This is a genomic window from Mesorhizobium sp. W067, from assembly GCF_054719525.1.
Map to the genome: position 1 here is coordinate 187133 of NZ_JBTTII010000001.1, position 21517 is coordinate 208649.

General features: G+C 62.6%; 22 protein-coding genes. 5 read left to right on the forward strand and 17 right to left on the reverse strand.

The features are described from left to right. Position 1 precedes the first annotated feature (1 nt). The 7 genes from ACYG97_RS00790 to ACYG97_RS00820 form a co-directional block, all read right to left on the reverse strand. Positions 2–898 (reverse strand): class II glutamine amidotransferase, encoded by an 897-nt coding sequence (locus ACYG97_RS00790; RefSeq protein WP_023668550.1) that lies wholly within the window; start codon positions 896–898, stop codon positions 2–4. Between the two features lie 84 nt (positions 899–982). After that, positions 983–1306: a hypothetical protein gene (locus ACYG97_RS00795; protein ID WP_023732168.1), complete on the reverse strand. Its 324-nt coding sequence runs from the start codon at positions 1304–1306 to the stop codon at positions 983–985. After that, on the reverse strand, positions 1303–1992 hold the full coding sequence (locus ACYG97_RS00800; protein WP_023732167.1) for a hypothetical protein: 690 nt from the start codon (positions 1990–1992) through the stop codon (positions 1303–1305). The genes ACYG97_RS00795 and ACYG97_RS00800 overlap by 4 nt, the downstream gene beginning before the upstream one ends. A gap of 42 nt (positions 1993–2034) precedes the next feature. Further along, a complete protein-coding gene (locus ACYG97_RS00805; RefSeq protein ID WP_023668547.1) occupies positions 2035–3429 on the reverse strand; it encodes an APC family permease in 1395 nt (464 codons plus the stop codon). Between the two features lie 14 nt (positions 3430–3443). Next, a complete protein-coding gene (locus ACYG97_RS00810; RefSeq protein WP_023668546.1) occupies positions 3444–3605 on the reverse strand; it encodes a hypothetical protein in 162 nt (53 codons plus the stop codon). A 27-nt stretch (positions 3606–3632) separates the two neighbouring features. Beyond that, the gene (locus tag ACYG97_RS00815; RefSeq protein ID WP_023668545.1) at positions 3633–4010 is read right to left on the reverse strand and encodes a hypothetical protein; all 378 of its coding nucleotides are present in this window, start codon (positions 4008–4010) and stop codon (positions 3633–3635) included. A 28-nt stretch (positions 4011–4038) separates the two neighbouring features. Then, positions 4039–4425, reverse strand: coding sequence for a hypothetical protein (locus ACYG97_RS00820; RefSeq protein ID WP_245260716.1), 387 nt, complete (start codon positions 4423–4425; stop codon positions 4039–4041). A 185-nt stretch (positions 4426–4610) separates the two neighbouring features. Here ACYG97_RS00820 and ACYG97_RS00825 point away from each other — a divergent pair, with 185 nt between their 5' ends. Genes ACYG97_RS00825 through ACYG97_RS00840 form a run of 4 tightly spaced genes read left to right on the forward strand, consistent with a single transcriptional unit; the run spans position 4611 to position 8394 of the window. Further along, positions 4611–5744 carry an aminomethyltransferase family protein gene (locus tag ACYG97_RS00825; RefSeq protein ID WP_023732165.1) on the forward strand — a complete coding sequence of 378 codons (1134 nt, stop codon included), beginning with the start codon at positions 4611–4613 and terminating at the stop codon, positions 5742–5744. A 41-nt stretch (positions 5745–5785) separates the two neighbouring features. Beyond that, positions 5786–6382 carry a dimethylamine monooxygenase subunit DmmA family protein gene (locus tag ACYG97_RS00830; protein WP_023732164.1) on the forward strand — a complete coding sequence of 199 codons (597 nt, stop codon included), beginning with the start codon at positions 5786–5788 and terminating at the stop codon, positions 6380–6382. Further along, on the forward strand, positions 6379–7344 hold the full coding sequence (locus tag ACYG97_RS00835; RefSeq protein WP_023732163.1) for a PDR/VanB family oxidoreductase: 966 nt from the start codon (positions 6379–6381) through the stop codon (positions 7342–7344). The genes ACYG97_RS00830 and ACYG97_RS00835 overlap by 4 nt, the downstream gene beginning before the upstream one ends. 9 nt (positions 7345–7353) lie before the next feature. Next, a complete protein-coding gene (locus ACYG97_RS00840) occupies positions 7354–8394 on the forward strand; it encodes a heme-dependent oxidative N-demethylase family protein (RefSeq protein ID WP_023732162.1) in 1041 nt (346 codons plus the stop codon). Between the two features lie 123 nt (positions 8395–8517). On the opposite strand, the gene ACYG97_RS00845 is transcribed toward ACYG97_RS00840, so the two are convergent. Beyond that, complete coding sequence (locus ACYG97_RS00845; RefSeq protein WP_023687066.1) at positions 8518–9228, reverse strand: helix-turn-helix domain-containing protein; 711 nt, start codon at positions 9226–9228, stop codon at positions 8518–8520. A 265-nt stretch (positions 9229–9493) separates the two neighbouring features. Between ACYG97_RS00845 and ACYG97_RS00850 the strand changes: the two genes are divergently transcribed. After that, positions 9494–10852, forward strand: a complete 1359-nt coding sequence (locus tag ACYG97_RS00850; RefSeq protein ID WP_023732161.1) for an NAD(P)-binding domain-containing protein — start codon at positions 9494–9496, stop codon at positions 10850–10852. A 41-nt stretch (positions 10853–10893) separates the two neighbouring features. Here the strand turns inward: ACYG97_RS00850 and ACYG97_RS00855 are convergent, their stop codons facing one another. The 9 genes from ACYG97_RS00855 to ACYG97_RS00895 all read right to left on the reverse strand — a co-directional run bounded on the left by ACYG97_RS00855 (position 10894) and on the right by ACYG97_RS00895 (position 21453). Beyond that, the gene (locus ACYG97_RS00855) at positions 10894–11688 is read right to left on the reverse strand and encodes a hypothetical protein (protein ID WP_023687067.1); all 795 of its coding nucleotides are present in this window, start codon (positions 11686–11688) and stop codon (positions 10894–10896) included. A 295-nt stretch (positions 11689–11983) separates the two neighbouring features. Beyond that, entirely contained in the window at positions 11984–12784 is an 801-nt protein-coding gene (locus ACYG97_RS00860) for a hypothetical protein (protein WP_023732160.1), read from the reverse strand. Positions 12785–12792: 8 nt separating this feature from the next. Beyond that, positions 12793–14772 (reverse strand): ABC transporter permease, encoded by a 1980-nt coding sequence (locus ACYG97_RS00865; RefSeq protein WP_023732159.1) that lies wholly within the window; start codon positions 14770–14772, stop codon positions 12793–12795. Beyond that, positions 14769–15848: a quaternary amine ABC transporter ATP-binding protein gene (locus ACYG97_RS00870; protein WP_023732158.1), complete on the reverse strand. Its 1080-nt coding sequence runs from the start codon at positions 15846–15848 to the stop codon at positions 14769–14771. Before ACYG97_RS00870 ends, ACYG97_RS00865 begins: the two co-directional genes overlap by 4 nt. A 60-nt stretch (positions 15849–15908) precedes the next feature. Beyond that, entirely contained in the window at positions 15909–16883 is a 975-nt protein-coding gene (locus tag ACYG97_RS00875) for an ABC transporter substrate-binding protein (RefSeq protein ID WP_023732157.1), read from the reverse strand. A gap of 425 nt (positions 16884–17308) precedes the next feature. After that, on the reverse strand, positions 17309–18127 hold the full coding sequence (locus ACYG97_RS00880) for an SDR family oxidoreductase (RefSeq protein ID WP_050590350.1): 819 nt from the start codon (positions 18125–18127) through the stop codon (positions 17309–17311). Continuing rightward, the gene (locus tag ACYG97_RS00885; RefSeq protein WP_023732155.1) at positions 18105–18869 is read right to left on the reverse strand and encodes an SDR family oxidoreductase; all 765 of its coding nucleotides are present in this window, start codon (positions 18867–18869) and stop codon (positions 18105–18107) included. The genes ACYG97_RS00880 and ACYG97_RS00885 overlap by 23 nt, the downstream gene beginning before the upstream one ends. 106 nt (positions 18870–18975) lie before the next feature. After that, on the reverse strand, positions 18976–20484 hold the full coding sequence (locus ACYG97_RS00890) for a sugar ABC transporter ATP-binding protein (RefSeq protein ID WP_023732154.1): 1509 nt from the start codon (positions 20482–20484) through the stop codon (positions 18976–18978). Between the two features lie 30 nt (positions 20485–20514). After that, a complete protein-coding gene (locus ACYG97_RS00895; RefSeq protein ID WP_023668529.1) occupies positions 20515–21453 on the reverse strand; it encodes a sugar ABC transporter substrate-binding protein in 939 nt (312 codons plus the stop codon). Between the last annotated feature and the right edge of the window lie 64 nt (positions 21454–21517).

Sequence of the window (21517 nt, forward strand, 5' to 3'; positions counted from 1 at the left end):
CTCAATGCTCCCAGAAATAGACGGTTGCGGGTTCCGGCTCCCAGACCCTCGCATTGTCTATGCCGGGCAGCTTGGTCAGCGCCCGATATTCCGAGCCAAAGGCGACATACTGGTCGGTCTCGGCCATGACGGCGGGCTTGCAGGCGATCGGATCGCGCACCACGCCGAAACCGTTCTTGGTGCCGACGACGAAGGTGAAGAAGCCGTCGAGGTCGGACAGCGTGCCTTCCAGCGCCTCGCCGAGGTTCTTGCCATGCGCCATCTGCGAGGAGAGATAGGCGGCGGCGACCTCGGTGTCGTTCTCGGTCTCGAATTTCATGCCCTCCCGCACCAGCTCACGCCGCACATTGTTGTGGTTGGACAGCGAGCCATTGTGCACCAGGCACTGGTCGGCGCCGGTCGAGAACGGATGCGCGCCCATAGTGGTGACGGCCGATTCCGTCGCCATGCGGGTATGGCCGATGCCATGCGTGCCGGTCATCGAGCGGACGTCGAAGCGGTCGACGACCGCTTCCGGCAGACCGACTTCCTTGTAGATTTCCACCGCTTCGCCGGCGCCCATGATGCGCACGTCGGGGCGGATTGACTGCAGCGCTTCGCGCGCGGCATCGACCTTGTCGGGCGCGGTTCTCAACACTGCATGGGTGGACTTCACCGCTATGCTCACCGGCGCGCCGATGGCCTTCGCGAGTTCGGCGTCGAGGCCGCGGAAATCGCGCTCGGGCTTCGCGGACTGGATGGTGATCTTGGCTTCATTCCTGGAAGGCGCGCCATAGATGGCAATGCCGGCGCTGTCGGGGCCGCGATCGCTGAGCGATATCAGCATCTGCGACAGCATCGAGCCGAGCTGCGGCTCAAGCGACTTGTCTTTCAGAAAAAGTCCGACGATTCCACACATGTCAGCCTCCCGGCGTTACCACTAGACGATGATGTATCGAATGCGTCGTGCGAATTCAATCATATGAAAAAAATATTCCTGTAGTTACGTATGCGGTTCGATGCCGCTTGGTGCACTATCGCTGCCGTCGCGGGCGCTGTGAAACCATGTAGCGGTGCGGATGCGGGCGATTTTGTAGGCGTCGAGGATCGACAGCGCATAGATCAGGAAGCCGCCGGCGTGGCGGCCGACGAAGCTGGCGTCGGCCGGCGCGATCTTGGCTGTCACCCAGGCGAGGATCACCATGAAGAACAGGAATTGCAGGCCGCGCACAGGCACGCCCAGAATGACGTGGCCGCTGGCCGGCAAGACGATTGCGGCGCCGAGCACGAGATAGGGGTTTGCCGGTGGGGGTAGGGGGGCGTTCATGCCACCTGCCTTTCCTGTCGGTTGATGGCATCGCGCAGCGCCGATGCTGAGGTCAGCAGTCTCTCGACCAGCGTTGGATCCAGCCTTGCGCCGCCGAATGCGGCCTGCCGGAACACGCCGTAGCGCGCCCGCTCGGCCTCGGCCAGCAGCCAGACGATGCGCACGCCATTCGGTGTGATCAAGAGTTCCTTGGCGCGACCTTCGGCAAAGATGTCGAGATGGCTGGCGATCAGGTTTTGCGGAAAGCGCGCCGCCCTGAGGTCGGTTCGCAGCACCGCTTCGGCCGGGAATCCGGGTGCCTTCGGCAGTGTGTGCTGGAGGTGATCGAAATTGGAGAAGGTCGTCGGCGAGCCCGGCCGCATCATCATGTCGAAGGTCGCCGGCACCGCAACCGGCTCTGCGATCGTGACACTCAACCATCGCGCCGGCAGCTTTCGCGTTGCCAGCGTGTCGACGATGGTGCGCAGCTGCACGCGCTGTCCGTTCCATGTGCCGGCCCAGGTGACAACGCCGGCTGTGCCATCGGAGACATCAACGGCATCTGTGATGACGGTCCGGATGCTGGCTGCCTCGGCTGCAAGATCAGCCTTGGCCTTTTTGCGGCTGGCGCGCGTATGCCAGGCGAGGTGCAGGACGAGAGCCACGGCGACCGCCCCGGCCAGCAATGCTGTCGTCACGTCAGACACCTCGTCACGCCATGCCCGCCCAGACCGGCAGGCCCTCTCCTGTCAATAGCCCTGCGGCTTCGGCCACGGCATGGTGAACTGGTCGCCGCGACGCACATAGCGGTAACGGTAGAAGTGGAACCACAGCGAGATCAGGAAGTAGAAGGCGACCATGGCGATCAGCTGCGTGCCGTAGCCGAGGAAGATCGCAAAGAATGTCACCACGCAGAGGCAAAACAACACGATGGCCGGGATCGGGTGGAACGGGTGCGTATAGCCGCGGCGGATCGTGCCCAGCGGCCACTTTTTGCGGAACATCATGATGTTGATGCTCATGAAGGTGTATTGCAGCACGCCCGACAGGATCGAGAAGGTGATCGCCTGGTTGAGGTCGGCAATGAAGGCGAAGGCGAGCGCGATCGGCAGCAGGAACAGGATCGAGCGATAGGGCGTGCGGTATTTCGGGTGCACGGCCGAGAACCATGTCGGCAGATAGCGGTCGCGTCCAAGCGAGAACCACGCGCGGGCCGCATCGTTGATACAGCCATTGGCCGACGCCAGTGCCGCGAGCAGCGTGGCGACGAACAACAGGTTTTCCAGCAGCGGGCTGCCGGTCAGCTTGCCGGCGTCCCACAAGGGATAATAGGTGATACCGAGGTACTCCCAGGGCATCAGCGAGGCGCAGACATACCAGGTCATGGCGGCGGCGATCAAAAGCGTGATCATGCCGGCCATGGTGCCGTAAGGCAGCGAACGCGCCGGCGAGCGCACTTCCTCGGCGGCCTGCGTGGTGCCTTCGATGCCGAGATAGTACCAGATGCCGAACTGGAAGGCCGCGATGACGCCGATCCAGCCATAGGGCAGCGCATTGCCGGGGGTGACCAGCTCGTTGAGCTTCAGCACAGCACCCTGCGTCCAGGGGCTGACCGAGAAGAACAGGATAACGATCGAGACATAGGCTATCGCCGTGATGACGAAGTTGACGTTGAGCGTCATCAGCACGCCGCGATAGTTCAGCCATGCCAGCACGACGATGGTGGCGGCAATGAAGGAGTTGTGGGTGAGCCCTTCGACGCCGGCCTTGGCGACGATGGTGTCGCCGAGCAGGATGGCGTCCGAAACCTCCAGCATGGTGTAGGCAAAGACCAGGAACAGCGCGACGTTGAAGGCCATCAGGGGCCCGACAATGTGCTTAGCCTGCGCGTATTGGCCGCCGGCGGCGGCAACCGTCGATGTCACCTCGGAGTCGATCATGGCGACCGAAGTGTACAAGAGCCCGACCACCCAGCAGACGATCAGCGCCGCCAGTGCGCCGCCCTTGTCCGCCGAGAAATTCCAGCCGGTGAATTCGCCGACCAGCACGATGCCGACGCCAAGCGCCCAGACATGGGCCGGGCCGAGCACGCGTAGCAGTGAAACTCTGTCGCCGTGTATTGCCGGTTCAAGCGTGATCGTCATTGTTCAATCCCCACTCAGATCCGGTGTTTTTCGGAAGCGGCTTCAAGCTCGCCTTCGCGCGAGGAAGTCAGCACCTCCTCGGAATAGGTCGTGTCGATCTTGAACCAGTCGTAGAGCATCCACAGCGCAAGCACGACCGAGATGCCCCACGATGCGTAAGAGAGTGCGACCCACATGAGCGTGCTTCCCCAAAATCTCTGGCGTTACTTGTCGTCGAACTTTTCGTTGATGACGTCGCGATATTCGCGGTCGGAGGCGCGGAACAGGAAGACAAAATAGCCGATCAGCACCGCCGCCATGATGATCAGCGTCGGCCAGTCGATGATGTAGTGGAAGCGGTTCTGGATGATGTCGTGCGCGGTCTCCGGCGTATAGCCGAGCTTTTCCCAGATCGAGGCCATGGTCGGGTTCTGTCCCAACGCTTCCCAGGTCTTGGCATCGAGCGCGTCGATGGATTTCGCCGCACCCGCCAGGCCGAGTTTCAATGGCAGCCACAGCGCCACGAAAATGGCGACCACGACGACCACGATATCGAAAATCTGCCCGGCCTTGCCTTGTTCCGGCGGCGTGTAGCGCGACATGTCTTCTACCCCTCAGGACGTTCTATTTTCAGGACTTGCGGCTGCGGGCCGCGTCGGCGTTCTTGATGTCGAGACCGTAGATGAAGTCCTTGTCTTCCTTGTAGTGATTGACCATCGCCAGGATGGCGGCCGTGTTGAAGATCAGCACTGCGGCCGCCGCGATCGCGACGACCATCTTGATCCCGGTGTCCGGGATGTAGGGCCATGTCATGACGAGCACGAAGAGGATCGTCGCCCAAAGGCAGATGATCAGGAGCGCGGATCCGCGCAGGTCGGAACGGTACAGCGCTTCGATGCGCTGCTGCAGGTCTGACATCGGTTTCCCCTTTTCCAGCGCCCGACCCCGAATTGGCCGCCCGCTGCCCTCTTTCAACAGAGTGAAATTTTTTTCATAAATTCGGGCCGAATCCAGCAATTGTCAAGCCGATTTTACGTTGGGTTAACCGTTTGTCCCCAGCGGTAAATATTGCCTGACAATGAAATTATTTGCTTGCGGGTATTGCGGCATCAGGACGTTTGCGATCAATATTCGACCAAATGCTCCCGCCTCCGCGCAGGGAGCCGGGAACACAATAGCATTTTCGAACGGAGGATTTGCGCATGACGGCATCCTGGAGATTTTCGACCCTGGCGGATCGCCATCGCGCGTTAGGCGCGAAGCTCGAAGACTGGAGCGGCATGGGCACCGCCTGGACCTACGACAAGGACGCCGACGAGGAATACACCGCCATCCGCAGCAGGGCCGGGCTGATGGATGTGTCGGGCCTGAAGAAGGTTCACATCACCGGGCCGCACGCCTCACACCTCATCGACCTGGCAACGACGCGCGACGTGGAGAAGATCTATCCCGGCAAGTCGGCCTATGCCTGCATGCTGAACGAGGCCGGCAAATTCACCGACGACTGCATCCTCTACCGCACCGGGCCGAACGCCTGGATGGTGGTGCACGGCTCCGGCACCGGCCATGAGGAATTGCAGCGCGCTTCCGTCGGCCGCGACGTATCGCTGCGCTTCGACGACAATCTGCACGACCTGTCGCTGCAGGGACCGACCGCGGTCGACTATCTCTCAAAGCATGTGCCGGGCATTCGCGACCTCAACTATTTCCATCATATGCAGACGCAGCTGTTCGGCTTTCCCGTCATGATCTCGCGCACCGGCTATACCGGCGAGCGCGGCTACGAGATATTCTGCCGCGGCCAGGACGCCGGCACGATCTGGGACAGGATCCTCGACGAGGGCAAGAGCGCCGGCATCATTCCGTGCCGCTTCACCACGCTCGATATGCTGCGCGTCGAAAGTTATTTGCTGTTCTATCCCTATGACAACTCGCAGAAATATCCGTTCGAGAACGAAGGCCCCGGCGACACGCTGTGGGAGCTCGGCCTCGACTTCACCGTCAGCCCCGGCAAGACCGGCTTTCGTGGCGCCGAAGAGCATTACCGCCTCAAGGGCAAGGAGCGCTTCAAGATCTACGGCGTGCTGCTCGACGGCAAGCAACCCGCGGATGAGGGCGCGCCGGTCTATCGCGACGGCAAAAAGGTGGGCGTGGTCACCTGCGCCATGTATTCGCCGCTGGTCGAGAAATCGATGGGCATCGCCCGCCTCGACGTCGACTGCGCGGTCAAGGACACCAGGCTCGAGATCCGTAACAAGAGCGGTTCGATCAGGGCGACGGCGCAGCCTCTGCCCTTCGACGATCCCAAAAAAACCAAGCGCACGGCGAAAGGCTGAGGCACAATCGACAGCGAGGGTTTCGAGGTACGAAGTAGAGAATGGCAGCCAAAACGATCATCAGCCGGCCCATTTACGGAACCCTGTCCCCGCAGCCCGGCAAGCATCATCTTTTCGTGGCGGATGCGGAAGGCGCGCTGACGATCGTCGATATGGCAAGGACGGCGCCCCCCGGCTTCTTCGACGGCGCCGAAATCGTCTTCATTCCCGGGGCCGACGGCAAGCACGTTGCCGCTCTTGAGGCACTGAAGTCCGCGCAATTTCATGTCGCGCCAACCTTCGCCAGCCTGCTGCCCCGGCTGAAGCAGACGCTTGCCAACGCGCATATGGGCCTGCGCCTCTATCTCGCCGGCACCGAAGGGCTGATCGGCCAGGCCATGCAGGTGGCGCTCGAAGCCGGCATCGATCATACCTCCATGCAGACCGAGCATCGCGGCTCATTGGCGCGGCGCATGCAGTGCGTGCATTGCAAAGGCATCACCGAAAATGTGACGACGCAGCCGGCCACCTGCGCGCATTGCGGCCTGCTGCTTCTGGTGCGCGATCATTATTCGCGACGGCTGGCAGCATTCCAGGGCGTCTGCATAAATGCCGAGGATCGCTCGGAGATTCCTCCCATCGAGGAGGTCTTCCCATGAGCACCGGCACCACCAAGCTCGATGTCGTCGTCAGCGACGTCGTCCCGGTCAACGAACTGGTGACACGCTTCCATTTCCGCCGCCGTGGCGGTGAGCTTTTGCCGACCTTTTCCGGCGGCGCCCATGTCGTGGTCGAGATGCGCGATGGCGACCGCACAAGGCTCAATCCGTATTCGCTGATGGGGTCGCCGCTCGACACCCGCGAATACACCATCTCGGTGCGCCGCGACGATGTCGGCCGCGGCGGCTCGCTGTTCATGCACCGGAGCGTCAAGCCTGGCCTGGAGATGGTGGTCAGCTACCCCGTCAATCTGTTCTCGCTCGACCTCAGGGCAAAGAAGCATCTGATGCTGGCCGGCGGCATCGGGATCACGCCGTTCATGGCGCAGACCGCGCAGCTCGCCGGGTCCGGCGGCAATTTCGAGCTGCACTACACCTGCCGCACCGCCTCGCTCGGCACCTATGCCGATGTGCTGCAGGAGCGCTATGGCCGTCGCGTCCGGCTCTATCACGACGACCGCGGCGAGCGCATCGAACTCGACCGTCTCTTGTCCTCGCAGCCGCTCGGCACCCATCTCTATGTCTGCGGCCCGGCCGGCATGATCAACTGGGTGCGCGAGCGCGCCGCGGCTCTCGGCTGGCCGGCGGAGACCGTGCATTACGAGCATTTCGCGGCACCCCAGCCCGGCCTGCCGTTCGACGTCACACTTGCCGTCAGCGCCAAGACCATCCGCGTCGGCGAGCAGCAGAGCCTGCTCGAAGCCATCGAGGCCGCCGGCGTCGATCCGCCCTATCTCTGCCGCGGCGGTGTCTGCGGCCAGTGCGAGACCAACGTCGTCTCGTATGACGGCAAGTTCATCCACAACGACCACTGGCTTAGTGAGGAAGACCACCGTTCCGGCTGCAAGATCATGCCGTGCGTGTCGCGCTTCGAAGGCAAGTCACTGGTCCTGGAAAGATAGGAGGCGAGCTTGGGCATCACCTTTCGCAAGGAAACGTTTCGGGACGATTTCACCTTCAAGAACAGCCCGGAACACATCAGGCGGTTTCCGTTCCCGTTCCACGAAGACGCCTACATGTATGCGGTCAACATCGAGCCGCATGTGGTTGGCCCCAAGGGCAGCGTTCTGGAAAACCTGATCGACGTCGACGAGCACTATGTCGCCGAGATGCAGGACCGTGCACTGGTGCTGGCCGACGATCCGCTGCGCTGCCAGTCGCTGCCGCATATGACGCTGGCCGGCTGGGACCTGCTCGAACTTTTGATGGAGCAACAGGCACTTGGCTATCCCGAGCATTTCACCCTGACCCGCGACGGCGACCGCTGGCGCTGGATCAACCGGCCGCTCGGCATCGACGACACCTTCACCTTCGGCGACACCTCGACACTGCCTTACGGGCCGATGGAGTACATCACCCGCCAGAGCCAGGGTGATTTCTGCATTCTCGATCAGCGCGACGGCAATCTTTGGATGGACGCCGGCATGGTCACCACTCAGGCCGACTGGTCGCTCGATTTCGACATCGGCATGAATTTCTTCGAATGGCACGCGCCGGTGCCGCTGGCTCATGAGAAGGGGATTTTCGTCAGGGCGCTGAAGTTCCTCACCAACATCCAGCAGGGCAAGCCGGCGCGGCGTCTCAACTGGACGATGACCATCAACCCGCGCCTCGACACCAGCCCGGAGAATTACCACAAATGGGGCCCGGACCGCGCGACGGTGACGCCGGAGAATGTCGGCGACAAGGTGCATCTGCGCGTCGAACTGCAAAGCTTCTGGCGCCTGCCGCGCTCGAACGGCATCGTCTTCCCGATCCGCTGCTATCTCATCAAGATGGACGAACTGGTGACACAGCCGAAATGGGCAAGACGACTGCACCGGGTGATCCGGGATTTGCCGGAAGAGCTGGCCACCTACAAGGGCCTGACGCGGTATCGGCCGACATTGGTGGAATGGCTGTCGAAGCTGGATGATGGCAGTGCGACGTCACCGGGGTTCGGGCCGGACTAAAGGCCCCCTCATCCGGCCGCTGCGCGGCCATCCTTCTCCCCGAGCGGAGAAGAGATCGCCAGCGCTGACGCCAGACTCCTCTCCCCTCGGGGCAATCCGGGTGAGGGGGCTGCGGCGGTCCGACTACCCCGCGCTCTGCGGATAGCAAATAATTGACAGATACCGCATCGGAAGTTTCGTCAGTTGCTCCGGCCCGTGCGGCGCGTCGGCGTCGAAGAACAGGCTGTCGCCGGGCTTCATCGGATAGAGGTTGCTGCCGTGCCGGTACACCACCTCGCCCTCCAGCATATAGAGGAATTCCATGCCCTCATGCTGGAAGGTCGGGAACACATCCGAATCCTCGGTCAGTGTGATCAGATAGGGTTCGACGACGACGCCGCTGGTGTTGGAGCCGATATGGCCGAGCAGATTGTATTGATGGCCGGCGCGGGTGCCGCGGCGTTCGACATCGAGGCCTTCGCCGGCCTTGACGAAGACGGCGCTGCGCTCTTCCTCGAATCGGCGGAAGAAGGCGGTGACGGGAACGCCGAGCGCCCTCGACAGCGCCTGCAGTGTGGTCAGCGACGGCGAGGTGATGCCGTTCTCGATCTTCGACAGCATGCCCAGCGAAATATCGGTGGCGACGGCGAGATCGGCGACGGTGATGCCGAGCTTCTTGCGGAAGGCGCGCACCTCGCGCCCGATCGCCACCTCCAGCACTTTTTCGCGGGTGTCGCGAATGGCATGCGGGTTCTGCGTCAGCGGCGCGCGGATGGTCTTCCCGTCCACGGATGCCTTCGCCGGTGGCTTTGCCCTTGTCGAAGCAGTCTTGGAGTCGGAACTTGTCTTCGCCATCTCGCCCCCGAATCCCCATGATTATTTCACTCCAGGTGAACATATTCGGTGCCGATACAGAAACGCAACCGCGCAGCAAGCCCGTTAAGTCGAATGGTGTCCGCACCGGATTTGCGCCGTCATCCGTTTCCGGAAATCCGCTGGGGCGAAACGCGGTTTCTCCACAAGGCCTGTTGACAGCATCCAAGAGGCAATTACTGTCCTGTGAGTGAAATTTGTTTCGTAAGAGCAATTCCAAAAATCGAATGACACCGGGAGGCCTGCCATGAAAACGCGCGTTGCCGTCATTGGAGCGGGGCCATCCGGTCTGGCCCAGCTCAGGGCCTTCAAGTCGGCTGCCGACAAGGGCGCCGAGATACCCGAAATCGTCTGCTTCGAAAAGCAGTCCGACTGGGGCGGCCTGTGGAACTACACCTGGCGCACCGGCCTCGACGAGCACGGCGATCCCGTCCACGGCTCGATGTACCGCTACCTCTGGTCGAACGGACCGAAGGAGTGCCTGGAATTCGCCGACTACACGTTCGAGGAGCATTTCGGCCGCCCGATCGGATCCTACCCGCCGCGCGCGGTGCTGTGGGATTACATCAAGGGTCGCGTCGAGAAATCAGGCCTGCGCGAATGGGTACGCTTCAACAGCCCGGTGCGCATGGTGACTTTCTCCGACGAGACGAGGAAATTCACCGTCACCGCGCATGACCGCACCAACGACGTCACCTACTCCGAGGAGTTCGACAATGTCGTCGTCGCCTCAGGGCATTTTTCCGTTCCCAACGTTCCCTATTTCGAAGGCTTTTCGACATTCAACGGCCGCATCCTGCACAGCCATGATTTTCGCGACGCCATGGAGTTCAAGGGCAAGGACATACTGATCATCGGCCGCTCCTATTCTGCCGAGGACATCGGCTCGCAATGCTACAAATACGGCGCCAGATCTATCACCTCCAGCTACCGCTCCAAGCCGATGGGGTTCAAATGGCCGGAGAACTGGAAGGAAGTGCCGCTGCTGCAGAAGGTCGTCGGCAAGACGGCGCACTTCAAGGATGGCACCACCAAGGACGTCGACGCCATCATCCTGTGCACCGGCTATCTGCATTCCTTCCCGTTCCTCACGGAAGAGCTGAAGCTGAAGACCGCCAACCGCATGTGGCCGGACGGGCTCTATGAGGGCGTCGTGTGGGAGAAGAACCCGAAACTGTCCTATATCGGCATGCAGGACCAGTTCTACACTTTCAACATGTTCGACGCCCAGGCCTGGTTCGCCCGTGACGTCATCATGGGCCGCATCAAGCTGCCGTCGGTACAGGCGATGGCCGAGCACGGCGCCAAGTGGCGGGCACGCGAAGAGACGCTGGAAGACGCCGAGCAGATGATCTGGTTCCAGGGCGACTACACCAAGGAATTGATGGACCAGACCGACTATCCCGGCTTCGACGTCGAGGCGGTCAACCAGACCTTCATGGAGTGGGAGCACCACAAGGCGGAAGACATTATGAGCTTCCGCGACCACGCCTACCGCTCGCTGATGACCGGCACCATGGCGCCATTGCACCATACGCCCTGGCTGCAGGCGCTGGACGACTCGATGGAAAGCTATCTCCAGGTGAAGGGCGTGGCAGCGGAATAGGTCGGCGTGATGCAAAACAATGCGCCGGCACCGGCCCAGTTTCAATTCAGAGGGTAGTCGGGAGCCGCATCGGTCTCCGTCACCTTGACCCAGACCAATTCGCTATAATAGGCGCCCTCCGGGCCGGTGCCGTACATGGACAGTCTGTCAGCCATCAGCAGATGTGTCATGTCGTTGAGTGCCCGGCCGGTCGGCTCCTCGGGCCAGGCGAAGACGCCGTCGGTTTTGGCGCCGAACCTCACATCGGTGCATCCGAAATCGATCTCGACCTTCCACGACAGCAACGGCCTGATATCGCTGAGCGGCGGGCGCGGCGGATCGGGCTGCTCGAAGTGATGGTCGACCGAGACTCTCGTCGGCACTGCCGGCGTGATGCCTTTGGCTTTGAAGGAGGCGATGGCGTCGTCGCCAAATCGTGCGAGCAGGCCAGCGTGCCATAACCGGTAGGTCGCGCGGAAAAAGCCGCTGACCCGGATAGATTTGCCATCGTTGTTGAAGACGTTCACAGCGGCGTAGAAACGGCGCAGTCGTGGCGCCAGCGCCCGCCAGTCGCATTCGGCCGGTGTCCCCGGCGTCGCGATGAAATCGTCAAGCAGATCGCTGCCGCGCACATTGGCGTTCAGCACCGTGCAATCCTCACCATGGATATGCCAGTGCCGCCGGAGCTCGGCTGCTGCGATGCCAGGCTTGCGCAGCTCTTCCACCGAGGCGCGAACCCGAGCAATCGCGTAGGACGTAGCCGCATCCAACGTCTCAAACCCCGAAACCACATGCTCGCCGGTCTTGGCCATGTCGAAGACGACGACAGTAAAAGGCGGTTCGCGCTGATCGGGCATTCGGCAGCAAGCTCAGGCTGGTCGAGGATGAAGCAGCTTTCCGCGCGAAAATGCGTCAAAGTCAAGAGCTGGAGCGCGGCCTGCCATTTCCAGAAGAGGCGAACTCCAGAAGAGGCGAAACCGTCTATCCGAGCCGTGCTTGAGCTTTCGCGGCTCAGGGGTCGGAGACCGACCGCGATGATGTCGATGGCAGGTTGTTGCCAGCCCGCGACAATGCCGCGACCCTGGACCGTGCGATGAACACTTCCTGGCCAGATCGCGTGTGCCGGCCACGGGGCAGGTGATGATCATCACTTCAATCCAGCGGATAGTCGGGAGGCGCCTCCGTCTCGGTCACCTTGGCGGTTAGTATCTCGCAGTCGTTGGCCCAGTCGGGGCCATCGCCGCGCATGGCCATCATGTCGGCCATCAGCAGGAACTGCATGGTTCTGAGCGCCCAGTTGGTGGGCTCTTGCGGCCAGGCGAAGATTCCGGCGGCGTCGCCGCCGAACTTCACGTCATGGCAGACGAAACCGACCTCGACCTTCCAGGATCGCAGCGTCACGCCTGGCGGCGGGTAGGGCGGGTCGGGAAGCTCGAAGTAATTGGCGACCATGAGCTTCGTCGGCTCCGCCGGCTCGATCCCCTTGGCCTTGAAGGCGGCAATGGCGTCGTCGCCAAAGCGCTCGAGCAGACCGTCTCGCGACAGCCTGAAGGTCGAGCGAAAGAAGCCGCCGGCCCAGACGGATTCGTTGTTGCCGTTGGAGATCAGCAGCGAGGCGCGGAAGCGGCGCAGCCTGGGCGCGAGAACTTGCCAGTTGCATTCGGCCGGCATCGACGGCGTCGCAATGAAATCGTGGAGTAGATCGCTGCCGCGCACTCCGGCGTTCAGCACCGAACAGTCTTCGCCATAGAGGTGCCAAAGCTGGCGTAATTCGGTGGGTGTGAGGCCAGGCTTGCGCAATTCCTCCACCGAGGCGCGAACCCGCGCAATCGCATAGGCCGTCGCCGCCCCCAGCTTCTCGAAGCCGGAAATCAGATGCTCGCCATCCGGCTCGCCGGTCTTGGCCATGTCGAAAACGACAACGGTAAAAGGCGGTTCGCCGGGATTGGACATTTCAACAATTATCCTAGTCTTGCCCGCGCCTTCGCCGTCCAGGCATTGAACAGCCGGTCGGCGACGATGCCGATAAAGGCTATTGCCAGCCCGGCGACAATGCCGCGGCCGGAAGCGGCTTTCGACAGCGCGATGAACACTTCCTGGCCGAGATCGCGCGTGCCGACCATGGCGCAGATGATGATCATCGCCAATGCCATCAGGATGGTCTGGTTGACGCCGAGCATGATCTCGGGGAGCGCCAGCGGCAATTGCACGCGAAAGAACGTCTGGCGCGGCGTGCAGCCGGAAACCTTGGCAGCCTCGATCAATGCCGGCTGCACCTGGCGAATGCCGTGATTGGTGTAGCGGATCGCCGGCACCACGGCGAAGGCGATCGTGGCGATCATGGCCGTGACGTCGCCAACCCGGAACAGCATCACCACCGGAATGATGAAGCAGAAGGACGGCAGCACCTGCAGCGTGTCGATGATGGGCGTGACGATCTTTTCGAAGCGGTCGCTGCGCGCGGCCATCAGGCCAATCGGGATGCCAATCAGGCAAGCGATGAAGGCCGAGATGCCACAGAGATAAACCGTCGCCATGGTCTTTTCCCACAGGCCGGTGACGGCGCAGAAGGCGGTCAGCGCGGCGACGAGGGCGGCGAGACGCAGGCCACCGAACTGGTAGCCGGCGAGGCCGAGCAGGGCCACCGCGCCGAGCCACGGAAAGCCTTCGCAGAAGGCGCGCAGCGGGTTCAGTACATTGAGGATGAGCGCCACGCGAAACGCTTCGATCACGTCGAAGAAGTTGATCGTCACCCAGCTCACCGCCGCCTTCCACAGTGGCGCAGTGGTGAAGGTGATCGCCTTCGGCACCGCCGCGAAGGCCGGTACGAACAGGCCGAGCAGCGTCGTCACGACCAGGATGGCGATGGCCAGCGACAGATTGGGATAGCGCCGCCAAACGCTCTGGTTCGCCTGCCGTTGAACGTGGCCTTTTGCCTGCTTATGCGCGATCGCCTGGCTCAGCCGGTCGAGCGCGATTGCGAGCGCCACAATGGCGAGCCCGGCTTCCATCGCTTCGCCGACCTTCAGCGCACGCAGCGCCAGCAGCACATCATAGCCGAGGCCGCCGGCGCCGATCATCGAGGCGATGATCACCATGTTCAGCGCCAGCATGATCACCTGGTTGACGCCGATCATCAGTGTCGGCCGCGCCGACGGCAGCAGCACGCGCCACAATTTCTGCCGCGCCGTGCAGCCGGCCATCTCTGAGAAATCGTCGATCTCGGAGGGCACCCGCGACAGACCCAGCATCGTTGCTCGCACCATGGGCGGCGTGGCGAAGATGGCGGTGGCGATCATCGCCGAGACCGGGCTGTTGCCGAACAGGAGCAGCATCGGGATGAGATAGGCGAAGGTCGGGATGGTCTGCATCAAATCGAGGGCAGGGGAGATGATCAGCCGCTCGGCCCATGGCTTGCGCCACGCCCAGATGCCGGCGAACAGGCCGGTGACGATGCAGAACGGCACCGCGATGGAAATCAGTGCCAGTGTCAGCATGGCGCTGGTCCATTGGCCGAACAGCGCGGTGTAGAGGAAGCAGCCGCCGACCAGCATGCCGAGTTTTCTACCGCCCACGGCGTGCCCGGCGATGAAGGCGGCTACGCAGACGCCGATCCAGGACAGGCGCGGCAGGACATAGGCATCGGCACCGTGACCAATCTTGAAATTCTTGGCCAGCAGGTCGAGCGCGAAATCGAGGGGAACGCCGAGCACCGCGGTGATCGAGCGGGTCAGCCAGGACAAGTTCGACTTGATCCAGCGCATCAGCGCACTGACCCAGTCGGCGACGGGAACGACCGCATCGGCCGGATAGTCGACCGCCCATGGCAGCCTCTCCTGCAGCAGGAATACCACCAGCACGGCGGCCAGCGCCAGCGCCCAGATCAGCAGCCAGCGCTGAACCGGCGGCCTCGTTTCGCTGGCGCTTGCCGTGACCGTCATGCGCCGGCTCTCGTATGCTCGATACCGGCCAGCAACTCGATCACCGATTGCGGCGTCACCTCGCCGATCGGCCTGCCGGTGCCGTTGACCACGGCGAAGGGCTTACCCGAAGCGACGATGCTGGCCGAGAAGCTGGCGATCCTGGCGTCGGGCGAAACCGTACCGCCGTGCTCGGCGCCATCGCAGGCACGCATCAGGCTGCGGGCCGAAATCACCTTGGCGCGGTCGACATCGCGGGTGAATTCGGCGACATAGTCGGTCGCCGGGTTGACAACCAGCTGTTCCGGCGTGCCGGTCTGGATGACCTCGCCATCCTTCATGATGGCGATGCGGTCGGCAAGCCTTATCGCCTCGTCGAAATCATGGGTGATGAAGACGATGGTCTTGTGCAGCATGGTCTGCAGCCGCATCAGTTCGTCCTGCATCTCGCGGCGGATCAGCGGGTCGAGCGCCGAGAACGGCTCGTCGAGGAACCAGATCTCCGGCTTGGTCGCGAGGCTGCGGGCAATGCCGACGCGCTGCTGCTGGCCGCCGGAGAGTTCGCGCGGATAGAAATGCTCGCGGCCGCGTAAGCCCACGAGATCGATCACCTCCCGCGCTCTCGTTTCGCGCGTCGGTCGGTCCTGGCCCTGGATGCTCAGGGGAAAGGCAATGTTGTCGAGCACGTTAAGATGCGGCAGCAGCGCAAAATTCTGGAACACCATACCCATGCGATGACGCCGCAGTTCGATCAGCGCCGCATCGGAAATCTTGAGCAGGTCGTTGCCTTCGAATTCGACCTTGCCGTGGGTCGGCTCGACCAGCCGCGACATGCAGCGCACCAGCGTCGACTTGCCGGAGCCGGATAGCCCCATGATGATGAAGATCTCGCCCTGGCGTATTTCGAGATCGACGGCGCGCACCGCACCCACCAGTCCTGCGGCAGCGACATCGGCCATGCTGGCCTTGCCGTCACGCTCGCGGATGAAGCTGGCCGCGTTCGATCCGAACAGTTTCCAGACATTGCGGCAAGCAAGCTTTATCGGCCGCGCATCCTTTGGCGTGCCAACTGCCTGCGGTTCAGTCGCTTCCGTCATCCAATGGTCCTTCTGGAAAATGGAGATAAGACCCGCCGGGTCCGGCTTCCAGTCAGGCGATCACTGCGCCCAGGCTTTCCAGTCGGCTTCGTGGGCAGCGATCCAGGCGGCGGCGACATCTTCGGGCGTCTTGCCGCCGAGGTCGATCTCGCCGCTCATCTTGTTGAGCTCATCGGTATCGATCGTGTACGCCTTGGCCACCTTGTAGGCGACCGGCCATTTGTCCTTCATGCCGGACCAGGAGTATTTCCAGATTTCGCCATGCGGTTTGCCGCAATCATATTTGGCATCCGGGTTGGTGCCCCATTTCGGGTCGGTGTAGCACTCGGGCGTATACTCCGGGAATTCGACCCACTCGCCCTTGTACTTGGCCGGCGCCCAATGCGGCGAATAGATCCACAGCATGATCGGCGCCTTGCGCTGATAGGCCGAGTCCAGTTCGGCGAACATCGCCGCGTCGGTGCCGGCATGGATGACAGTGAAGGGCAGCTTCAGCGCCTCGACGCGCTCGTCGTCAAAACCCTCCCAGGTTACCGGGCCGCCGAGATAGCGGCCCTTCGGCGCCGTCTCCGCTGTCGAGAACGCCTCGGCGCATTTCGGGTCCTTTAGCGCTTCCCAATTGGGCAGGCCGGGGCATTTCTCCTTCATATATTCGGGAAACCACCATTCCTCCTTGGCCTTCGGCCCGAGCTTGCCCAGCCGCTCGGTCTGGCCGGTGGCGTCTGAAGCCTTCATCGCCTCGCCGGCCGTCGTGTCCCAGAACTCCAGGCCGACATCGAGGTCGCCATTGGTGAGACCGGTGGTCAGGCTGGAGAGGTAGTCGGCGGTCGGATATTCGACGGTATAGCCGAGCTTTTCGAGGATACCGCCAAGGATCTTGGCGTTGAGGTTGACGCTGGTCCAGTCGAACAGCGCGATCTTGATCGGGTCGTTGGATTCAGGTGCTGCTGCGTGGACCGGTGATGTAAGCGCACTTGCGGTGGCAAGCGCCAGGGCTCCCATTGATAGGTTCGAAATCACACTGCGAAATGACATGCTTGTTCTCCTGTCAAACCATGTGGAAATTTCTTGATCGTTCCCTTCTTGCGTCTTTTCTTGATTGTGTTGGAAAGGCGGGTCGTTACGCAAGCTCGTTCGCACCAAGCCAGTGCCGCGGCCGCAACTTGCGCAGGCGAAATGGTTGCTCGACTTGGTGTTTATGTGATGCCGGGCGGGCCCGCGTCATGGCATCGGATGGATTGCTGCGTGAGCAATCGTCAACAGATCGATCGCCGCTCCAGCGGCGCTCTCAGACGTGCGAGCCATCAAGGTCCCATGATCTCGGCCGGCGAGCCCCGTCCTCGCCAAGGCCGTTTCATGGGATGAAATTATATATACCAACGTTCAAGCGGCGCAACGGCTGATGCCCTGTGCACTGCGGAATTTCAGACTGGTCGATTGCCAACCGCCAGAGCTGACGTTCACGACATGATCAGGCCGCCATCGACATTGATGGTTTGGCCGGTGATGTAGGTGGCGTCGTCGCTGGCGAGAAAGCTGACCAGGCCGGACACGTCCTCGCCGCTGCCGGCGCGCCCCATCGGGATGTTCTTCACCCATTCGGCCATCAGCTCGCCGGGCTTGTAGTCACCCATCAGCTTGCCCCACGCTGCGTCATTATAGGCCCACATGTCCGTGTCAATGATGCCGGGGCAGATGGCGTTGACGGTGATCTTTTCCTTGGCCACTTCCTTGGCCAGGCTCTGGGTAATGCCGACGACGCCGAACTTCGACGCCGCATAATGCGGCGTGTAGATGAAACCCTGCCGCGCCTGGCCCGATGCCGTGTTGATCAGCCGGCCGCCATCGCCATGCTTGCGGATGCGGGCGATCGCTTCCTGGCAGCACAGGAACACGCCCTTGGTGTTGACCGCCAACACCTTGTCCCACTCGGCCTCGGTCATCGCCTCGATCCGGGCGATGGTGATGACGCCGGCATTCTGCACCGAAATGTCGACACGGCCGAATTCCTTCTCGGCGAGGTCGTAAAGCGCGGTGACCTCATCCTTCCTGGTAACGTCCATGCGCATCGACGCGACCTTGGCGCCTGCCGCTTTCAGGCCGGCGGCGACGTCCTCGACGCGGGTATCGATGGCGCTGACCACCACCGCGGCACCTTCCTCGGCGAAGCGCTTCGCCATCGCCGCGCCGATGCCGCCGCTGGCTCCGGTGATCACAGCAGTCTTGCCTTCAAAACGCTTCTGCACTTTTCTTCTCCTACCAGCAGACAAAGCCGCCATCGACGATCAGGTCGATGCCGGTGACGTAACTCGCGGCGCGGCTGGCCAGAAACACGGTCGGGCCGACCATCTCTTCCGGCGTCGCCATGCGCCCCATGGGCGTGTCGCGTTCGAAGATCTTGATCTGTTCGGCGACCTCCGGCCGCTTGTTCATCGGCGTCAGCGTGTAGCCTGGGCTCACCACATTGACGCGCAGGCCGCGATCGGCCCATTCCATGGCGAGGCTTTTCGACATGTGGATGACCGCCGCCTTCGACGAATTGTAATGCGCCTGGGTCAGGCCGCGATTGACGATCGAACCCGACATGGAGGCGATGTTGATGATCGAGCCCTTGCGCCGCGTCAGCATGGCGCGCGCTTCGGCCTGGCAGGACAGGAACACGCCGCTGACATTCACGTCGTAGATTTTCTGCCACTTCTCCAGCGACAGCGTCTCGGCGGCCTCGGCTCCTGCAATGCCGGCATTGTTGACGGCGATGGTCAGTGCGCCGAGTTCCTTTTCGGTGCGCTCGATCGCCGCTGCAAGGTCAGCCTCCGACGTCACCGTTCCGGTCAGCACCAGCGCCTTGCGGCCAAGTGCCGAAATCTTGTGCGCCGTCTCGTCCAGCCCGCCCTTGGAGGTGTGGCCGAAACAGGCTATGTCGGCGCCGGCTTCGGCGAGCCCGATGGCAATGGCCTGGCCAATGCCGCTGCCGGCGCCTGTTACCAGCGCTACGTCGCCGCTGAGATCGAATAGTTTCATGTTGTTCCCCCTCCTAAAATGAGGGGGCGCCAGTCTTTGCTGGCGCCCCGCGCGGTCCGGTCCTTGGGAGGATACCACCTGCTGCGCTTTGTTCCGACTCCTGTCCTCAGCTCGTGGCGAGTTCCATCACCGCGACATTGCTCGCCTCGCTGCGGTCGAGAATGCCGCGCTGGCGGCCGCGGCTCAGCACCAGCACCCGGTGCGACAGCCCCAGCACCTCCTCGAGGTCGGAGCTGACCACCACCACCGCCATGCCGGAGCGGGCGAGGTCGGCGATCACGTCGTAGATAGCCGCACGCGCGCCGACATCGATGCCGCGCGTCGGTTCATCGAGGATGAACACTTTTGGCGGTCGCGACACCCATTTGGCAATGATCACCTTCTGCTGGTTGCCGCCGGAAAGCTTGCTGACCGCCTGGCCAGGTTTGCCCTTGACCCCGAGCCTTGCGATGCCGGCTTCGGCGAATTTCTGCACCGCTTTCGGAAACACCCAGCCCTTCGGCGCGACATGGTCGAAATTGCCGAACGCCAGATTCTCGCCGATGGTCTGGTCGAGCACCACGCCTTGCGCCTTACGGTCTTCCGGCACCAGCACGACGCCGGCCTTGATCGCTGCCGCCGGCCCGCTGAGATGCACCGATTTGCCGGCAACGCGCACCGAGCCCGACGAGATCGGATCGGCTCCGGCGATCGCCCGTACCAGTTCGGTGCGGCCGGCGCCGATCAACCCGGCAATGCCGAGGATCTCGCCTGCTTGGACCGAGAAGGAAACGTTGTTGAAGCTCTTCTCCGGCGAGGACAGGTTGTCGACCTCGAGCAGCGTCTCCTCGCGCGGCGGCGACAGATGCGGGAACATCCGTTCGACCGAGCGGCCGACCATCTGCTCCACCACTGTGCGCACGGGAATATCGGCGCGCTCGTGGCGGGCGACGATGCGTCCGTCGCGCATCACAACCACGCGGTCGGCAATCTGCGCGATCTCGTCGAGACGATGGCTGATGTAGATGAAGGACATGCCCTCCGCCTTGAGCTTGCGGATCTGCTGGAACAAAAGCTCCGTTTCCTCGCCGCCGAGCGCTGCGGTGGGTTCGTCGAAGATCAGCAATTCGGCATTGAGCGTCAACGCCTTGGCGATCTCGACCTGTTGCTGGGCGGCGATGCGCAGCGTGCCCACCTTGCGCTCGGGCGAGACGTCGAGGCCAAGCCGCTTCAACTGCGCCGAGGCCTTGGCGTTCATCTCGGCGCGGTCGATGCGGCCGCCGCGCATCGGCAGGCGCCCGACATAGACGTTTTCCGCCACCGACAGATCCGGCAGCAGCTTCAGTTCCTGATGGATCATGCCCACACCGGCATCGATTGCCGCGGCAGGCGAGGCGGGGGAATAAGGTTTCCCCCGCCAGATGATGGTGCCCGCGTCGGGCCGGGTCGAGCCGGCGATGATATTGGACACCGTCGACTTGCCGGCGCCGTTTTCGCCGAGCAGCGCCACAACCTCGCCCGGCCGCACCTCAAAGCTTGCATCGGCCAGGACCTGGACCGGTCCGTAGCTCTTGCAAAGGCCGTTGACGAAGAGCCCGTTGTGCGGGCTTTCGCTGTGGCGAGGATCAGGAGACATCGTGGCGCTCTCTATAAGCGGTGCCGCAGGTTACGGGTGCTTGGCGATGAACTGCTCTACATTGTCCTTGGTGGTCAGCGTCGCATCCTGCAGCTGCTCGGCCGGAACGCTTTCGCCGGCCACCAGCTTGATCGCCGCATCGACGGCGAGCCGGCCCATGCCTTGCGTCTGCTGCGTCGCGGTGACGTCGAACACGCCGTCCTTCAGCGCCTTGAGTGCGGCCACGTCGCCATCGAAGCCGGCAACCCAGACCTTGTGGCCGGGATTGGCGACCTTGACCGCCTGTGCCGCACCCAGCGCCAGCGCATCGGCCTGGCCGATGACGATGGAGACATCGGGATGCGACTGCAGCAGGTCCTGCGTCAGCTTGAAGCCTTCGTCCTGGTGCCAGCCTTCGCTCCACAATTCGCCGACCACCTTGATATCGGGATAGGCCTTGAGCGCTTCGCCGCAGCCCTTCGAGCGATCGACTTCCGGCGTGGTGCCCTTCTGGCCGTGGATGATGATCAGTTCGCCTTTGCCGCCGGCCTGCTTGGCGATGTAGTCGCACACCGCCTGCGCCGAGGCGACGCTGTTGGTGGCGATGAAGGTGTCGCCGGGCGCGCCGTCTGCATTGCGGTCGACATTGACCACCGGAATGCCGGCGGCCTTGGCGGTCTTGGTCGGCACGGTGGCGGCTGTGGCGCCGGCCGGAATGTAGATCAGCGCGTCGATGTTCTGCGTGATCAAATCCTGTACCTGGCTGACCTGCGTTGCCGAATCGCCCTTGGCGTCGACGGTGACGATCTCGATGCCCTTCTCCTTGCCGTAGGCTTCGACCGACTGCTTGATCTGGTTGAAGAAGTCGGCCTGCAAATTGGCCACGGCGAGGCCGAGTTTCTTGGCCTCCTTGGCCGAGGCCATGTCGGTCAGCCCGAGCATAGGAATGATTGCGGCAGCGGCGAGCAGCAGTGAACGTTTGGTGAGCATGTGTTTCCTCCGTTGATAGTCAAACTGTCCCGCCAGCGCATCGCGCCCCTTGGAACATCCCAGT

Coding starts and splice junctions, on each gene's coding strand:
- ACYG97_RS00865 (WP_023732159.1), bottom strand. CDS start 14,772: ATGACGGTCACGGCAAGCGCCAGCGAAACGAGGCCGCCGGTTCAGCGC.
- ACYG97_RS00845 (WP_023687066.1), bottom strand. CDS start 9,228: ATGGCGAAGACAAGTTCCGACTCCAAGACTGCTTCGACAAGGGCAAAG.
- ACYG97_RS00870 (WP_023732158.1), bottom strand. CDS start 15,848: ATGACGGAAGCGACTGAACCGCAGGCAGTTGGCACGCCAAAGGATGCG.
- ACYG97_RS00890 (WP_023732154.1), bottom strand. CDS start 20,484: ATGTCTCCTGATCCTCGCCACAGCGAAAGCCCGCACAACGGGCTCTTC.
- ACYG97_RS00830 (WP_023732164.1), top strand. CDS start 5,786: ATGGCAGCCAAAACGATCATCAGCCGGCCCATTTACGGAACCCTGTCC.
- ACYG97_RS00860 (WP_023732160.1), bottom strand. CDS start 12,784: ATGTCCAATCCCGGCGAACCGCCTTTTACCGTTGTCGTTTTCGACATG.
- ACYG97_RS00815 (WP_023668545.1), bottom strand. CDS start 4,010: ATGTCGCGCTACACGCCGCCGGAACAAGGCAAGGCCGGGCAGATTTTC.
- ACYG97_RS00790 (WP_023668550.1), bottom strand. CDS start 898: ATGTGTGGAATCGTCGGACTTTTTCTGAAAGACAAGTCGCTTGAGCCG.
- ACYG97_RS00875 (WP_023732157.1), bottom strand. CDS start 16,883: ATGTCATTTCGCAGTGTGATTTCGAACCTATCAATGGGAGCCCTGGCG.
- ACYG97_RS00795 (WP_023732168.1), bottom strand. CDS start 1,306: ATGAACGCCCCCCTACCCCCACCGGCAAACCCCTATCTCGTGCTCGGC.
- ACYG97_RS00835 (WP_023732163.1), top strand. CDS start 6,379: ATGAGCACCGGCACCACCAAGCTCGATGTCGTCGTCAGCGACGTCGTC.
- ACYG97_RS00850 (WP_023732161.1), top strand. CDS start 9,494: ATGAAAACGCGCGTTGCCGTCATTGGAGCGGGGCCATCCGGTCTGGCC.
- ACYG97_RS00880 (WP_050590350.1), bottom strand. CDS start 18,127: ATGGCGGCTTTGTCTGCTGGTAGGAGAAGAAAAGTGCAGAAGCGTTTT.
- ACYG97_RS00855 (WP_023687067.1), bottom strand. CDS start 11,688: ATGCCCGATCAGCGCGAACCGCCTTTTACTGTCGTCGTCTTCGACATG.
- ACYG97_RS00895 (WP_023668529.1), bottom strand. CDS start 21,453: ATGCTCACCAAACGTTCACTGCTGCTCGCCGCTGCCGCAATCATTCCT.
- ACYG97_RS00825 (WP_023732165.1), top strand. CDS start 4,611: ATGACGGCATCCTGGAGATTTTCGACCCTGGCGGATCGCCATCGCGCG.
- ACYG97_RS00885 (WP_023732155.1), bottom strand. CDS start 18,869: ATGAAACTATTCGATCTCAGCGGCGACGTAGCGCTGGTAACAGGCGCC.
- ACYG97_RS00810 (WP_023668546.1), bottom strand. CDS start 3,605: ATGTGGGTCGCACTCTCTTACGCATCGTGGGGCATCTCGGTCGTGCTT.
- ACYG97_RS00805 (WP_023668547.1), bottom strand. CDS start 3,429: ATGACGATCACGCTTGAACCGGCAATACACGGCGACAGAGTTTCACTG.